The sequence below is a fragment of the Vibrio halioticoli NBRC 102217 genome, from assembly GCF_000496695.1.
In the GTDB taxonomy this organism is placed as follows: domain Bacteria; phylum Pseudomonadota; class Gammaproteobacteria; order Enterobacterales; family Vibrionaceae; genus Vibrio; species Vibrio halioticoli.
On the sequence record NZ_BAUJ01000024.1, the window covers coordinates 36,617 to 53,096 of the forward strand.

Annotated in this window: 13 protein-coding genes; 8 read left to right on the forward strand and 5 right to left on the reverse strand. The window is 42.2% G+C overall.

The genetic code is table 11. The features are described from left to right. Positions 1-444: 444 nt before the first annotated feature. The 3 genes from VHA01S_RS08775 to rnb form a co-directional block, all read right to left on the reverse strand. Complete coding sequence (locus tag VHA01S_RS08775; RefSeq protein ID WP_023404008.1) at positions 445-1,593, reverse strand: iron-containing alcohol dehydrogenase; 1,149 nt, start codon at positions 1,591-1,593, stop codon at positions 445-447. A 134-nt stretch (positions 1,594-1,727) separates the two neighbouring features. Beyond that, on the reverse strand, positions 1,728-2,603 hold the full coding sequence (locus tag VHA01S_RS18645; protein ID WP_023404009.1) for an AraC family transcriptional regulator: 876 nt from the start codon (positions 2,601-2,603) through the stop codon (positions 1,728-1,730). A 164-nt stretch (positions 2,604-2,767) separates the two neighbouring features. Beyond that, positions 2,768-4,765 (reverse strand): exoribonuclease II, encoded by a 1,998-nt coding sequence (gene rnb, locus VHA01S_RS08785; protein ID WP_023404010.1) that lies wholly within the window; start codon positions 4,763-4,765, stop codon positions 2,768-2,770. A gap of 464 nt (positions 4,766-5,229) precedes the next feature. Here rnb and VHA01S_RS18370 point away from each other — a divergent pair, with 464 nt between their 5' ends. From VHA01S_RS18370 to VHA01S_RS08795, 3 genes are all read left to right on the forward strand, one after another. Next, a complete protein-coding gene (locus VHA01S_RS18370) occupies positions 5,230-5,367 on the forward strand; it encodes a hypothetical protein (RefSeq protein ID WP_156916965.1) in 138 nt (45 codons plus the stop codon). A gap of 300 nt (positions 5,368-5,667) precedes the next feature. Next, on the forward strand, positions 5,668-7,569 hold the full coding sequence (locus VHA01S_RS08790; protein WP_039970513.1) for a DEAD/DEAH box helicase: 1,902 nt from the start codon (positions 5,668-5,670) through the stop codon (positions 7,567-7,569). A 361-nt stretch (positions 7,570-7,930) separates the two neighbouring features. Next, complete coding sequence (locus VHA01S_RS08795; protein WP_023404012.1) at positions 7,931-9,124, forward strand: acetate/propionate family kinase; 1,194 nt, start codon at positions 7,931-7,933, stop codon at positions 9,122-9,124. Positions 9,125-9,218: 94 nt separating this feature from the next. Here VHA01S_RS08795 and VHA01S_RS08800 read toward each other — a convergent pair whose 3' ends face one another. Next, entirely contained in the window at positions 9,219-10,130 is a 912-nt protein-coding gene (locus tag VHA01S_RS08800) for a LysR family transcriptional regulator (RefSeq protein ID WP_023404013.1), read from the reverse strand. Between the two features lie 157 nt (positions 10,131-10,287). On the opposite strand from VHA01S_RS08800, the gene VHA01S_RS08805 reads away from it, so the two are divergent. From VHA01S_RS08805 to VHA01S_RS08825, 5 genes are all read left to right on the forward strand, one after another. Then, positions 10,288-11,484: a glycine C-acetyltransferase gene (locus VHA01S_RS08805; RefSeq protein WP_023404014.1), complete on the forward strand. Its 1,197-nt coding sequence runs from the start codon at positions 10,288-10,290 to the stop codon at positions 11,482-11,484. Further along, entirely contained in the window at positions 11,484-12,515 is a 1,032-nt protein-coding gene (gene tdh / locus VHA01S_RS08810) for an L-threonine 3-dehydrogenase (protein WP_023404015.1), read from the forward strand. Before VHA01S_RS08805 ends, tdh begins: the two co-directional genes overlap by 1 nt. A gap of 296 nt (positions 12,516-12,811) precedes the next feature. Next, positions 12,812-13,279: a hypothetical protein gene (locus tag VHA01S_RS08815; protein ID WP_023404016.1), complete on the forward strand. Its 468-nt coding sequence runs from the start codon at positions 12,812-12,814 to the stop codon at positions 13,277-13,279. A gap of 236 nt (positions 13,280-13,515) precedes the next feature. Then, positions 13,516-15,111, forward strand: coding sequence for a DUF4145 domain-containing protein (locus tag VHA01S_RS08820; RefSeq protein ID WP_084309107.1), 1,596 nt, complete (start codon positions 13,516-13,518; stop codon positions 15,109-15,111). Between the two features lie 100 nt (positions 15,112-15,211). Continuing rightward, positions 15,212-15,664 carry an Xre family toxin-antitoxin system antitoxin gene (locus VHA01S_RS08825; protein ID WP_023404018.1) on the forward strand — a complete coding sequence of 151 codons (453 nt, stop codon included), beginning with the start codon at positions 15,212-15,214 and terminating at the stop codon, positions 15,662-15,664. Positions 15,665-15,672: 8 nt separating this feature from the next. Here VHA01S_RS08825 and VHA01S_RS08830 read toward each other — a convergent pair whose 3' ends face one another. Then, entirely contained in the window at positions 15,673-16,464 is a 792-nt protein-coding gene (locus tag VHA01S_RS08830) for a hypothetical protein (RefSeq protein WP_023404019.1), read from the reverse strand. Between the last annotated feature and the right edge of the window lie 16 nt (positions 16,465-16,480).

Here is a 16,480-nt window from a genome sequence, read left to right on the forward strand (position 1 = left end):
TTTTGTTTAGGTTGGCGTGGTTCTACATCTGAATTACATATTTATTGCTATTACCGATATTTATACAACAACACATTATATTAATTAAAATATACAAATTGTATTATTTCTCGCTTTATTGTTGATTATTGTGGTGCAATTGTTGTGGTTATGTTTTGTGATTGTCGTTCTTATAGTGCCTTGTTAACTTATTTATATAATAGCGAAGAAACAAAAAGATAATTATGTGCAGTTGGCTTAAAAGTTTTATTTTAAATTGTGATGAGCTTCATAACTTTGAGTGGCATTTACTGTTAAGTGTCTGGTCTTGACAGGATGGATTTTTCCGTTGTTGCTTTTGGATGGCAGTTAAAGGTTTCCGTTTTACTCCATTATTTATCTGAGGAGACCTATTGGTCTCCTCAGTGTCTCAGCACTCAACAAGTAAAGAGTGCTGTAATAAGTTTAAGCAATCGCGCTTTGTAAAATTTCATCGATCTTTTTAAGAGTAATCGATTGATTCTCTCCTAATGTGACCATGTTATGTGTTTGCAATTGATTTAGGACTGCTTGCACCGCTGCTGGTTTATCGGTGCCGTGTTCGGTTAATTGAGTTGCGACCTGTAAGTTATGGTAAAAGCTTTCTATTTGGTCGATAGTGCGTTCGGCAAGATCAGGCCCTTGTGCGAGTTCAAATACGTTTTGCCCCATTTGCTCCAACTTAGCGCGTTTAAACTCTATTTGATTGCGCAGCAATGAAGGTTGGATGATAGCTAATGAGCGAGCATGATCAACGCCGTACAAGGCGGTAAGCTCATGCCCAATCATATGTGTTGCCCAGTCTTGTGGGACGCCTGCGCCAATAAGGCCGTTTAATGCTTGGTTAGCATTCCACATTAAATTAGCGCGCCATGCATTGTTGTCGTGATTAGCAAAGTCTTCACCCAGTGTTTTGAGGTTTTTAAGAATCGCTTCCGCAAATCCATCTTGCACCATACCTTCAGCCGGCTTAGTGATGTACTGCTCACACACGTGTACCCATGCGTCCACAAGACCGTTGATCAATTGACGTTGCGGCAGTGTTTTCATTGCATCTGGATCAAGGACAGCAAATTTTGGCTGTACGTGAGGAGATAAGAAGCTCAATTTATCTTGAGTAGATTTTTTGGTGACTACTGCGCCTTTGTTCGATTCAGAACCTGTTGCAGGAAGCGTTAATACAGCACCGAGTGGAATAGCGCTTTTTACTTTGTGTTTGCCAGTGAGAATATCCCAACCGTCTCCCTCGTAATGTGAAGCGGCGGCCACGTATTTAGTACCGTCAATTACCGAACCGCCGCCCACGGCGAGTAAATAGGTAATGTTGTCTTTTTTGGCAATTTCGACGGCTTTGTTTAAGGTTTCGACGGATGGATTTGGCTCTACGCCAGAAAATTCTTGCCACTGGTGATCAGATAGGGCGTTGGCAACTTGATCGTACACGCCATTCTTTTTAATAGAACCGCCACCGTAAATCACCAATACTTTGCTATCACTTGGGATAGCGCGAGTAATCGCGGCGATTTGAGACTGTCCAAAATAGATATTGGTTGGATTTGAATAGCTAAACTGCATGTCATCGTTCCTTTTCGTTGCTGTCATCATGTGCGCAAGATGTCGGTAGCGTCCATGTTTGAAGTTGCTTAGTTGCTTAGTTGCTTAGTTGCTTAATTACTTAGTTGCTTTGGCTCTGGGTTGAGTTCGTATCGTTATGGCGTTCTGCGCTCTTTACGAAATACTTTTGGCGTACAGCCATAAACACTTTTAAAGGCGTTGGTAAATTGAGTGGCGCTATTGAAGCCGCATAGGCTTGCTATAGCATTTATATTAGTACGCCCAGCGCGCAAAATAGTGGCACCTTTGTAAGTTCTTTTCTGTTTAAGCATTTGTGAAAAAGAGAGTCCTTCATCGGCCAGTTTTCGTTTTACGCTCGAAATAGAAAGTTTCAAGTGTTGTGCAAGCATAGGCAGGCTTATCTCTTTATCCAATCTCATATCAAGAAAGAAAGACACTTTTTCGGAAAAACGTGCACTTTCTGAAAGGTAAGTCCCTGTTGCTTCTTTTATAGTATTGATAACTCTGGGATTGCAGTGCGTAACTTGCAGCAAAAAACTGTTTAATAATCCGTATTGCACTTGTGCTAGATAATCAGAGCTTTGTGTGCAAGTCACTAGAGCATCAAACAATTGTTGTTCGAGTACATCCCATTCAATTGATGTTTCCATCCTAGCAAGTGCACTGGGCTTTATGTCAGGGCCCTGTTTTTCATTATCTTCTAATTGCAGATATTGAGATGAATCGTGCTCTAGTAAATGAGGAGACTCAAGAAATGCTTCTAAGCTGGCAAATTCCAATAGCACAGTGTCTATTGCCACAGCCTTTTGCCTAGTTGAGGATAAAAAGTGAGTGAGATCTTTAGTTAGGCAACAATGCAGTTGAATAGAGTTTGCCGCTGGTGGTACGTCTTTTATATGAGGCGTTGTCGTGCCAGTTTGCACACGCAAAAATGCCAGTGGCATTGCCAATGAGTCATGCTGTTGTGCAGAAGGTAAGTGAGACAGCGATAAGTATACTAACGGCGACACAAGAAAGCCTTTTTAAGTGAGTGTTATTATCTTATCTAACTGCTCAGTTAAGTGAAGCAATGATTGTGTAGATTTTGCTATGTACATTCTAAAAAGAATAAAAAACCCTGCAGAGCTTTATCAGCATTCTGCAGGGTGGTCATTTTATAGCTTAACGTTTGTGTCTAATCTTGCTTTTGATCTTCTTCAGCAGGAAGATCCGCAAAAACGTCAGTAGGTTTACCCACTATATTACGTTTATCAATATCGACATCAGTTAGAACAATTTCAACGGTATCGCTGAGTTTATACACTTGCTCTTTATCGATAGAAATTGTGCCTTGCTCAGTGCTAGATTCGATGCGCTCTTTGTTATCCATAATTAAAGAGTTTGGTATAAATGCCGCTGCGCCGTTTTCAATTAAGCGTACTCGCATACCGCCACGGCCAATATCAAAAATCTCAGCTTTAAATTTAGTTTGCGCCGCAACATCTTTTTTCAAAGTGCGAGCGTACAGCCAATCACTGACTTTTCGTTCTGCCATTCGGTGATGTTTACGATGCAAAGCCAATTCGTCGCCCACTTCGTCATCTGGCGTTTGTACTGGTGCTTTATCTAAAATGATCGATTTAAGTAGGCGATGGTTAACCATATCGCTGTATTTACGAATCGGGGAAGTCCAAGTGGCGTAGATATCTAACCCCATTGCAAAATGTGGAGCAGGGGTGTTACCCATTTCGCCGTAGCTTTGGTGTTTGCGGATGCGATTATCTAAATACTGGGTGGGTTGATTGTTCAACCAACGACGCAGAGCAGTAAAGCCTTCAAGAGTGGTGACGTTTTGCGCATTAAAATCCTGTGCGCCGTATTCGGTCACCAAGTCGATTACGTTATTGACTTTGTCGTCTTTTAAACCGGCATGAGTATTAAAGATGCCCATTCCTAATTTATTACTAAGAACACGACCGGCACAGATGTTGGCAGTAATCATAGCTTCTTCAACCAATTTATTGGCTGTTCTACGCATATCGGCATGAATCGCAATCACGTCGTTATCGTCGCTTAATTCAAAACGATAATCTGGTCGATCAGGGAAGATAACTGCGTTCGTCTCTCTCCAAGCACTGCGTGCTTTTGCCATATCTGAAAGAGCATTGACTACGGTAGCAATTTCGTCGCTTGGTGCCCATTGTTCACTGGTACCTGTTTCTAAGTAATCAGAGACATAATTGTAGGCTAGACGAGCGTGCGATTTGATATTTGCGGCAAAGAAGCGAATATCATCTTGTATAGTGCCATCGCTATCAATGGTCACAGTACAGCATAGTGCAACTCGCTCTTGGTCTTGAATTAACGAACAAAGATTATCAGCCAAATCTCTAGGTAGCATAGGAATATTGCGACCAGGAAGGTAGATGGTAAATCCACGTTCACGAGCCACTTTATCCATTTCATCATCCGGTGTGATGTATGCGGTAGGGTCTGCAATGGCGATAGTCAGTTCAAACTGACCATTTTCTGTTTTACGAGCGTATAGCGCGTCATCCATATCTTTTGTGGATTCACCGTCAATGGTGACAAAAGGGATGTGGGTAAGATCTTCACGGACAAGATCGGCATCGTCATGCAATTGCCACTGTTCGATGCCTGCAGGTTCGGTTTTTGGCAGATCGTTTTCTGCCAGCGTTACCCACCAAGGGGCAATTTTGTCGTTAGCGTCGGTGATTTTTTCGGTGATTTCCACCATGAAACCGGCGTCACCCTTGAGAGGGTGTTGAATAACCTGCGCTACAACCCAGTCGCCTTCGGCAAACATATCATGCTTAAGCCCTTTAGCCGTTTTAGCTTTAAGAGAAAGATTACGTAACTGTGGTTGATCAGGAACCACATTTAAGCGTCCTTTAAACAGTTTAATTCGACCAATAAAACGGGTAACAGCTTGTTCAAGCAGTTGATCCGGTTCGGCCTGCTCTTTATCGTTTTCAGTGCGAATCAATGCTACAACTCGGTCGCCGTGCATACACTTTTTCATATAAGGAGGCGGAATGAAGTAACTGGTTTTGTTGTCTACTTCTAGAAAACCAAACTTTTTATCTGTCGCTTTAATTGTCCCTTCTTTAGTAGGGATCTTTTCTTTAATTTGCTGTTTTAGTTGAGCAAGCAACGGGTTATCTGCAAACATTGAATACTTTATAATCTTTGACAATTGTGGGGGCTAATTTATGCCTTTATTGTCGTAATCCTTGGGCAAGACAGACACGAAAGGCAGTGATTTACGCGCCATCTTACCGACTCTTACTACAAATGTATAATATCAATCGTGGCAATTTTCGGGTCAGGCTAGCTTGTCAAAATGTTTGATAAGCGCCTGATTATTTTTGATTGTAAAATACTGACCTAATTACATGATTAATTTTAGAATTAAGCCTTGTTTTCAGACGTTTCCGCTAAGCTATTACTGATCATTCAATGGCTATGATAGGTAGAGTCGTTTATAAAAACGGGGGATGTGAATTTTTTATTTCATCGAAATTCAGCGAGAAAATTGTATATAAAATCGACGATATTCGATCCATATTCTGAGTTTGCTCGTAAACGTATTCAACATAACAAAAGTTGTGTGGAAACAGATGAAGAGGAAACGTCATGAAATACGTAATCATTATGCTGTGCGTGGGTTTTGTTGCAGGTTGTGCTCATTCTGGGTCTGATAATATGTCGCAAGAGGACCGACAAAATTTAGTCAAATACACCCACTCAGATATGCAGGGACGTAAAGGGTAATCAGTGTTTTAAATAGTGTGCTGATGAGAAAATGCACAGCCCAGAATAGGGGATTAAAGCGTGCTTTGGAAGACCTTTGAGGGGCGGATTTGCTTGAATTTGTGATCTATTTCAATATTTTCTTGTAATTGTCTGATTTTTAGGGCAGAATTCGCCACCTTATTTTGTCCCTAGCGGCTTGATGCGTTTTATATACTTTTCCTTCCGAATGGATTTAGTGTGTATTGCTGGATCGGTGTATGAATTTAGAGAGCACCTGGGACCGTATTAATGAACACACTGACTTATAGTGGGATCCCGATGCAAGAATCTGAAATTAAATTCAGCGATTTAGAACTAAACCAACAAATCCTTTCTGCCCTTGATGAAATGGGTTTTGTTTCTCCAACACCAATCCAATCAGCGTCAATTCCTTTCCTTCTTCAAGGTAAAGATGCGCTAGGTAAAGCACAAACAGGTACTGGTAAAACAGCAGCTTTCTCTCTTCCTCTTCTTAATAAATTAGATTTGGATCAGCGTAAACCTCAAGCAATCATTCTAGCACCAACACGTGAGCTAGCGATTCAGGTAGCGGCTGAAATCAAAAACCTTGGCCGCAACATCCGTGGTCTTAAAGTTCTTGAAATCTACGGTGGTACTTCTATCGTCGATCAAATGCGCGCGCTTAAAAATGGTACTCACATCGTTGTAGGTACTCCTGGCCGTGTTCAAGATTTGATTAACCGTGACCGTTTGCACCTAGACGAAGTGAAAACTTTCGTTCTTGATGAAGCTGACGAAATGCTAAACATGGGCTTTGTAGAAGACGTAACAGCAATCCTTGAGCACGCTCCTGCGACCGCTCAACGCGTACTGTTCTCTGCAACTATGCCTCCTATGCTTAAGAAAATTGTTGAGCGCTTCTTGCGTGATCCTGCGTTTGTTGACGTTGCGGGTAAAAACCACACGGTTGATAAAGTAGAACAAAACTTCTGGGTAGTAAAAGGTATTGAGAAAGACGAAGCTATGACTCGTCTTCTTGAAACTGAAGAAATTGATGCGTCTATCGTATTCGTACGTACTCGCCAAGATACTGAGCGTGTAGCAAGCTACCTTGCTGACCGTGGCTTCAAAGTTTCTGCTTTGCACGGTGATATCCCTCAGTCTCAACGTGAGCGCACTGTAGATAACATTAAACGTGGCGTAATCGACATTCTAGTTGCAACTGACGTTGTAGCTCGTGGTCTTGACGTGCCTCGTATCACTCACGTATTCAACTACGACATTCCATTTGATGTTGAGTCTTACATTCACCGTATCGGTCGTACTGGCCGTGCAGGACGTAAGGGTAAAGCGATCCTATTGGTTCGTACTAACCAAATGCGTATGCTTCGCACTATTGAGCGTGTGACTAAGTCATCTATGGAAGAAATTCAACTTCCATTACGTGACCAAGTAGCTGCTGCTCGCGTTACTAAACTGGGTCTTGAGCTTGCTGCTGATAAAGAACACAGCTCTGTAGAGAAATTTGCTGAACTTGTTGAAACTCTACAAAATGATTTAGAAATTGACGCAGCAACACTTGCGGCAATCCTACTACGTCGTCAACAAGGCAAACGTCCTTTGTTCTACGTTGGTGATGACCCAATGATCGCTGCTATCGAACGTGATAAGAAACGTCGCACTGAACGTCGTGAAGGCGGTCGTGACGGTGGCCGCGATGGTCGTCGTGAAGGTGGTCGTAGCTACGGTGGCGAAACTAAAGATTGGGATACATACCAACTGCAAGTGGGTCGTGACCAAGGCGTTCAAGTTAAAGACATCGTTGGCGCTCTAGCAAACGAACTAGGTTTAACTAAAGGTTCTATTGGTGCAATCAAACTGGCTCAAGGCCATACGTTTGTTCAGCTACCAAAAGCAATGAACTCTGAAACTGCGGGTAAACTGCGTAAACTGCGTATTCGTCAAAAAGAAACTGCAGCTGTAGTGTGTGACTTTGATGACTTCCGTGAGTCTCGTGGTCCACGTCGCGATGGCGGTCCTCGTCGTGACGGTGGTAACCGTCGTGGTGGCGAAGGTCATCGTGGAAACCGTGAAGGCGGTGGCTACCGTGGTAACCGTGACGGTGAGCGTCGTTTCGACCGTAACCGTAGCAGTGACAGCCGTGGTGCTGGTGCTCCACGCGGTGAACGTGGTCAATCTCGTCGTAACTCAGGCGAGTAAGCAAAATTAGAGAACCGGGATACGTAAGTGTCCCGGTTTTTTTTCGTCAGAACAAAACGGATCGACGCATTTAGATACATTTGTATGATTTATTCTTCGTGATCTAGACGGTTACATTTACTCTTTCTAAGAGTGTTTAGATGGGAATGTTGTGTTTAACTCATTAACAGCACTATAAATGGTTTTAAACTTTTAATTTTTATAAAAATTTTTATGGTTAAAAAAATTTGCAGAATGATCTAGATCAAAGTATCTTATTTTGTATGACTATTCGGTTAAAAAAAATTTGAATAATTTTCAAATTATTTGATAATCGTTACTAAAGATTGAATGCCCCTCATCTAATTTTAGGATTTAACTCATGTCAAACAAGAACGTACTCGTTATCAACTCAGGCAGCTCTTCTCTGAAGTTCGCTGTTATCGATTCTGAAACTGGTGAAGCGCTAGTAAGTGGACTAGGTGAGTGTTTCGGCCTTCCAGAAGCTACTATCGCTTGGAAATTCAACGGTGAGAAAACCGAAGAAGCTATCACTGCGCCAACGAACCATCACCAAGAAGCAATCAACCGTATTGTTAAGTTGATGGAAGAGTTAAGCCTTAAAGAAACCATCGTTGCAGTTGGTCACCGTATTGTTCACGGTGGTGAGAAATTTACTAGTACTGTACGTATCGATGATGCTGTACTTGCAGAAATCGAAAGCATTTCAGATTTAGCTCCACTGCATAACCCTGCTGGCGCTAAAGGCATTAAAGCCGCAATGGAAGCTTATCCTTCTCTTCCTCAATTTGCTGTATTTGATACTGCGTTCCACCAAACAATGCCTAAGAAAGCATTTACGGGTTCTATCTCTCACGAACTATACGACGAATACCGCATCCGTCGTTACGGTTTCCACGGAACTAGCCACTACTTTGTTAGCCGCGAAGCTGCAAAAGTGATTGGTAAACCTGTAGAAGAGACTAACTTCATCACAGTTCACCTAGGTAACGGCGCATCAGTATGTGCAGTTGCAAACGGTCAATCAGTTGATACTTCAATGGGCTTCACTCCACAAGCTGGCCTAATGATGGGTACTCGTTGTGGTGACCTTGACCCAGGCGTTATCGAGTTCCTACTTAAGAAAGGTTGGACTCAAGAGAAAGTATTCGAAACTCTATACAAAAAATCTGGTTTCCTAGGTGTGTCTGGCCTAACTTCTGATGCTCGTGGCATCCTTGAAGCAATGGCTGAAGGTCACGAAGGTGCAACTCTTGCATTCCAAGTGTTCACTTACCGTGTAGCGAAATACATCGCTTCTTACCTAGTACCACTTAACGCTCTAGACGCTGTTATCTTCACTGGTGGTATCGGTGAAAATGCATTAGATATCCGTCGTGAAATTATCGAAAACCTAAGCCTACTTGGCTTCACTGAAGACAAAGCAGGTAACGAAGCGGCACGCTTTGGCGCTGCTGGTCAAATCGGTGAGTCTGCACTTCTTGGTGCTAAAGTATTGGTTATCCCAACAAACGAAGAGTTTGTTATTGCTAAGCAATCTGTAGAACGTATCTAGTCTACGCTGGATTACCGCATAAAAGAAAGCGAGCCTATCTAGGCTCGCTTTTTTCGTCTATGAGAAGCTTTTAATACTGCAAATAGCTGAAGAACTAAGCCCCAAGCGCTTCAGTGATAAAATCGATAAATAAACGCAATCGCGCCGGAACGTATTTCGTTTGCGGGTACTGCATTAAGATATTGCCGTGATAATTGCCTGTTAACGTCCAATCTTGTAAAACTTGTACAACCTCTCCGTGTTCTAATGCATCTTCGACCACAAAGTCGTGAAACAACCCAATTCCTAAATGCGATTTCACCCCTTCAAATCGCAGTTGTGCTTGGTTGACGGCATATCGGCCAGACACGTTTACCGATTGAGATTCATCGTCTTTATGAAACGTCCAGAGGTTATCGTGCTCAGTTTCGGCTAAGTATAAGCAGTTGTGATTTACAAGATCGCTTGGTTGCTGTGGTGTACCGTTTTTCATCAAGTAGGGCTTGGATGCGCACAATAAAAGATGCGTTTGTCCCAACTCTTTTAGCACTAAGTGTTCATCGGGATGTTTTGAAAGGCGAAAGGCGACGTCAATACCTTGTTTTTGAATATCAACCGCGCCATCAATGGCGCGTGCTTTGATTTGGATTTGCGGATATTTCTTCAAAAATTCAATAATCAAAGGCTGCAATACAATACTTAGCAGCGCTTCTGGCGCAGAGATCATAATACTACCTTGCGGCTTTAAATGACGGTTTGACGAAAGCTCGACCGCTTGCTCCGCCGCATACAGCATTTGCACCGCTTGCTCATAGACTTTTTGTCCTTCTTCGGTAATGCGAAGGTTACGTGTAGTACGTTCAATGAGCTTCACTTCTAACGCTTTTTCTAAGCGCGATATCGTTTTTGAAACCGCAGACGGCGTCATAGATAAACTATTGGCAGCATTGGTGAAATTGCCTTGCTGCACCACTAGAGTGTAGGTAGCAAGATCGGGAAGCAGTGCCACAAGCTGAGTTGTCTTCATTATATGTGCCTATGATTCACAAATGATTTTCCATGGAGGGGATTATACTCGCACAGGGTTTCAACTAAAATCTATTTACAGTGTAAATAATAACAATAACCTTAATTTAAGCGGGCCAATTTCCCTGCTTACCTCTACTGAAAGGATCGATAGCATTATGTCTTCTGCGTTTTATAATCAAATCAAACAACAAATCGAAGAAGTGAAATCTGAAGGCTTGTATAAGTCTGAGCGAATCATTACCTCTCAACAGCAAGCTTCAGTGTCTATTTCTACTGGCGAAGATGTACTTAACTTCTGTGCAAACAACTACTTAGGTCTTGCAAACCATCCTGAACTTATCCAAGCAGCACAATCAGGTATGGATGAGTACGGTTTTGGTATGGCTTCTGTACGTTTTATCTGTGGTACACAAGATATTCATAAACAATTAGAAGACAAACTCTCTACCTTCTTAGGTATGGAAGATACGATTCTTTATACGTCTTGTTTTGATGCTAATGCGGGCTTGTTTGAAACCATCCTTGGTAAAGAAGACGCCATCATTTCTGATGCCCTTAACCACGCATCTATCATTGATGGTGTGCGTTTGTGTAAGGCGATGCGTTTCCGCTATGCCAACAACAACATGAGTGAGCTTGAGCAGCAACTTATTGATGCTGATGCAGCCGGTGCTCGTCACAAGCTTATCGTTACTGACGGCGTGTTCTCAATGGACGGCGTTGTTGCTAACCTACCTGCTATCTGTGATTTGGCAGATAAATACAACGCATTAGTGATGGTTGATGATTCTCATGCTGTAGGCTTTATGGGCGAAACAGGCGCAGGTACTCACGATTATCACAATGTTATGGATCGCATTGATATCATTACCGGTACTCTTGGTAAAGCAATGGGTGGCGCGTCAGGCGGTTACACCTCAGGCAAAAAAGAAGTGATTGACTGGTTACGTCAGCGTTCTCGTCCGTACTTATTCTCTAACTCAGTGGCACCTGCGATTGTATCGGCGTCATTGCGCGTTATCGATCTTCTACAAGAAAGTGGCGATCTTCGTACTCAACTGTGGGACAACGCGGCACATTTCCGTACTCGTATGGAAGCGGCAGGCTTTACTATGGGTGGCGCAGATCACGCTATCATTCCTATCATGCTAGGTGATGCGAAAGTGGCTGCTGAATTTGCAGAGCGCGCACTAGAAAAAGGCATCTACGTGGTTGGGTTCTCATTCCCTGTAGTACCAAAAGGCCAAGCACGTATTCGTACTCAAATGTCAGCGGCGCACTCACGTGAACAGCTAGACCGTGCTATCGATGTATTTATCGAAGTAGGTCGTGATATGGAGCTGATTAAATAATGAAAATCAAAGCTTTATCTAAATTAAAGCCTGAAGAAGGCATTTGGATGAACGAAGTCGATATGCCAGAAATGGGGCATAACGATCTTCTGATCAAAATTAAGAAAACCGCAATTTGTGGCACTGACGTGCACATCTACAACTGGGATGAATGGTCACAAAACACCATTCCTGTGCCTATGGTTGTGGGCCATGAATATGTGGGTGAAATTGTCGCGATTGGTCAAGAAGTTCGCGGCTTTGAAATAGGCGATCGCGTATCAGGCGAAGGACACATCACTTGTGGTCACTGTCGTAACTGTCGCGGCGGTCGTACGCACCTTTGTCGTAATACTATCGGTGTGGGTGTTAACCGCACTGGCTCTTTCTCTGAATACCTAGTGATCCCAGCGTTTAACGCCTTTAAGATCCCTGATGGTATTTCTGATGATCTTGCGGCAATCTTTGACCCATTCGGTAACGCGGTACACTCAGCATTGTCATTTGACTTGGTGGGTGAAGATGTTCTGATCACAGGCGCAGGCCCAATTGGTATCATGGCTGCTGCAGTTGCCAAACACGTTGGCGCACGCCACGTAGTCATTACTGATGTAAACGAATATCGCCTTGATTTAGCGCGTCAAATGGGCGTTACTCGCGCTGTGAACGTGGCTAAAGAAGACCTAAAAGACGTAATGGCTGAGCTTAACATGACCGAAGGGTTTGACGTAGGCTTGGAAATGTCAGGTGTTCAAATGGCGTTTAAGAGCATGCTAGAAGCTATGAACCACGGCGGTCGTGTGGCATTGCTCGGCATTCCACCATCAGACATGGGCATTGATTGGAACCAAGTGATCTTTAAAGGTCTAGTGATCAAAGGGATTTACGGAAGAGAAATGTTTGAAACTTGGTATAAGATGGCAAGCTTGATTCAATCAGGTTTAGATTTGACGCCAATCATTACTCACAATTTCAAGATTGACGACTTCCAAAAAGGCTTTGACGCTATGCGTAGCGGGGCTTCCGGTAAAGTTATCCTTGATTGGGAATAAGACACATCAATCTTTTGCTGTGTGGTTTCATCACTGACACAGTCTAAGATTTCAGTGACTTCAAAATGGCCCCAAATATTTTTTGGGGCCATTTTTCGTTTTACCGCTACATTTCTTGCCTTAGCGACGAGATACCTTCTCACACCGATCTTCTGATAGCCCAGTTTTTTCTTTCTTACATTACACACCTTCAAACGGTAATTAATTGAATTTTATCTGGAAATACAAACTATATTTGAGTGATGATGTTTTACAATTGTTATTAATCTATTGTTTTTGTAATTAAGGGAGTAATTATGAGCACAGAAGGAAAGAGCTATAATTTTAATACACCGCAACGCTTGTTTGTCGGTTATACATTGGCTGTGCTAGTGGATTTAACCGTACTGAATTTCTTTGACGAATATTGCCAGTACGTCAACATAGAGTCGTTTACCATCTCTTTTATCGCTGCAATCTTGCTTCAGCTATTGCTTAAATTATCCATAGGATTGGAACATAAGCTCGCAAACTATTTTAAATCTAAGCCCGGCACGGCTCCAAAAATCTACCGAGGCGTTTCTACCTATATCATCCTTGTAGGCTCTAAATTTGTAATGCTGGAAGCCATCAACATTATTTTTGGTGAAAAAGTACAGTTCTCCGGCCCATTTAATGGCGTTGTGGCCTTTTTCGCGGTGGTCTTTGTCATACTGATTGCTGAGGTAACGGTGTCCAAGATCTACTTTGCATTAGACAATACTGAGAAAGCGCAAACAAAATAGAAGGGATTTAAGCGCTGTGAGAAGGGCGCTTTTTGATGTTTCTATTGCCTAGAAGTATAAAAACCATCGCTGAATATTGCCTGTCGTGAGAGGTGAGTATCCAGTGATGGTTTATTTGATCGTCAGCTAACAAATTATCTGATTATTTTTCCATCTTTCCACAAATATTGCATTAGAGACATAATTTGTCGCTTGCAAGGTTAACATAAGCTCCAGATGGCGAAATTAGGAGCGTTATGATGCAAGTTCAGACAGATATTGAGTACAATAAATACGATAATTTTGAGTTTTTGAAACAAGGTCTAGGTGAGCTTTATAATCAAGCGACCTTGGCTGAGCGTTATTACTTTACTGATCCGCAGTCGAGTATGGTCAAAATTCGTTTATTTGTAGAACTTGCCTGTCATGAGCTGGGTAAGCACTTTAAGTTGCGACCGCCAGTGCATGGAGAATTATCAAACAAAATCAAAATGCTGCAATCGTCAGGATGTATAGAGTCTTGGGTGATTGAGGAGATGAACGCCCTGCGTCACGATGGCAACCGTTCAGTACATATGACAGAGGTAAACGGTGAGTATATCGCTAAGTTGTCTATCTCTCGCTCTCGCATGCAAAAGCACATGAACGCTTTGTATGAAATCGCTCACTATGTTGGTCGCACGATTTTAGAAACTCCTTCGCAATGCTCATACACTTGGCAAGAGCCAATGTCTTGTGAGTTAACCTCATTTGTTACTGATGCTCTAAAAGGCTGCAAAGAAGCCAGTTTTTATCTCGCCAATCACTTTTATAGTGAACTGCTCGATATGAGCAAGCAGACAGGCGAGTCACGAGCATGGAGTAAGGACGAGTATTATAATAAACAGACTGATGTCAGCTATTGGTTAGAGAAAACTCATCGCCAAGGTCATCCACAAAGTTGGCTGTTGTTTGCTAAATGCTACTCCAATAAATTACTGCAACAGCAAGGTAATCGTGATGCTAAATACTGTTTTAAACAAGCCTTAACCACCGATGAAGAAGGGGAGGCGGCCTTTGAATTTGGTGCGCATCTTATTAAAAATGAAGAACCTAAATTAGGCATAAATCATATTCATCAAGCGGCAAAAAAGGGTTACTCCAAAGCAATGTCGTTTGCTTTGAGCAACGCATTTAGCAGCGACTCCGAAAAAGAACAGTGGTTAGCTTGTGCGCTAGAGCAGCGCTTACCTGAAGCGTTTACCGTGGATACCCTTACCAAGTTGGAAGCGTATGAAACAGAGCAAACGGACGAGTCTTTAAAAGCACTACGTTCGGCAATTGTCGCAGGACAAGCACGTCGTGCTCCGGCTATGGCATTCTTTAAATCCTATATCGACATTACCGTGTACCAGACGCAGGATACTGATAAATCGATTCAGGAAATGGTCGATAGCTACAAATGCATGCCACATTACTTAGATGTTGAGTTACGCCTATTTAAACAAATCGCAAATGAAAAACAGCATTTCAGTTTGATGCGTGAGATTTATAAAGAAGCACTAAGACAATCAGTCAGCGAACTGGAAGAGGCGGATGTAAAGTATCGCTTGGCAAAACTTGCGCTAGATGTTGCTGCGGACAAATCAAAAGTCCGCCGTGGCGTTAAAACGCCTAGCCCAATCCCAACTCTACTAACGGAAGCTGCAGACGCAGGTCATGTCGAGGCGCGTATCTATATAAATAGCCCAGAGGGCAAAGCCGTATTGAAAAAAATAGGTTACACCACTCTTGGAAATAGCCACAAAAGCGGCGTAGACAAACAGAAGAACAAACGTAAGCGCAAACTGGCTAGGAAGATGAGACGTAAGTAGGGAATAGCTATTAATTGGTAATTTATGGCATAAATAGCTCATTTATAGCTCATTTGATCTGATATGTTGAGGTCATATGAGCTTAGGTGGGAGGACTGCTATGGCGACTGCTGAATTTAAACGTTTTAAGCCAAAACGTGCTAATAAAACTAATTTTTGGGTTAACCTCGGGATAGAGGATGTAACTATTGGGCTAGCAGACGCTGTGCACCAAGGATTTAAACCAAAGGTGTACTACAGCATTATAGAAAGAACGAAGCTCTCTCAAAATGAGCTTCATCATGTAACCCATATACCGATTGGCAGTATTAAACGTCGTCTTAAAAATGAAGAGCGTTTTAACACTCAAGAAAGTGATGCTATTTATAGATTAGCGATGCTTGTTAAGTTAGCAACTGAGCTATTTAATGATGAAAAAAGAGCTTTAGAATGGATGCGTGAAAGCGTCTATGGTTTAGGTGGGAAGAGACCGCTAGATATGGTATCAACCACCATCGATTTTGAGGTGGTAAAGGATTTTATCGGTCGAGTTGAGCATGGTGTTTTTTCATAATGCACTTGTTAGAAGAATATGCCGTATACACCTAAGCCAATGCTGATAAGACTTCCTAGAAGGGAGAAAATCCAATGTTTTGTAATGTACTCAAGTATGATTTTTGGATGAACTCCGTGAGTATCTTGCCATGTTGCATTAGTTTTGATACTTCGATCAATAACCCTGCCGAGAATATTAGCAAGTACATCGACCTTTCTTAGTGTTGATTGATGCAACTTAACAAATTCTTTATTTTCAAAAGCGGTTGCCTCGCCGGGGCCATCTAAAAGGTCTAATGCGGTAATGTGATTGGCTTCCATAAGCTTTATTAACCTTGGATGGCCTATGTACTTGTTCCCAAAAATTGAAACTAGTGCTCTAGAAAGATCGAATTTTCGAGATTCATCAAGTTCAACTGGTTTTCCCTTCAGAACACGAAACCTGTGTTCAAGTGCTGGAAAACCGTAATTGATATCACGCATATTCCAGTGAACCCAATCGTAGTTTTTATGTTTCTCTAGGAAAACGTAGAACTCTTTCAACATCTCTTTTTCTAGTTTGTCGTACTCTCTATCAATATCAGGAAATGCTACGCCCTTGAGTTCGGCGACCTTATGAATAGAAAAGGAAGCAGTTTGACCGCTAGCATAGTTTCTTACTGCGATTGAAGTAACCCTTGGAGTCTGTCCTTCAGGCCTGTTGTAAAAACTCTCACACGAATAATGAATAACTAATACATGTTCTTCATGACCTGAAATTTTATCTAGGTGGTTTTGAGCTTTTCTTCTTCTGTCTAATTTTTTTAGTTCAGATGGCATGGCTATTCTTCTAAAG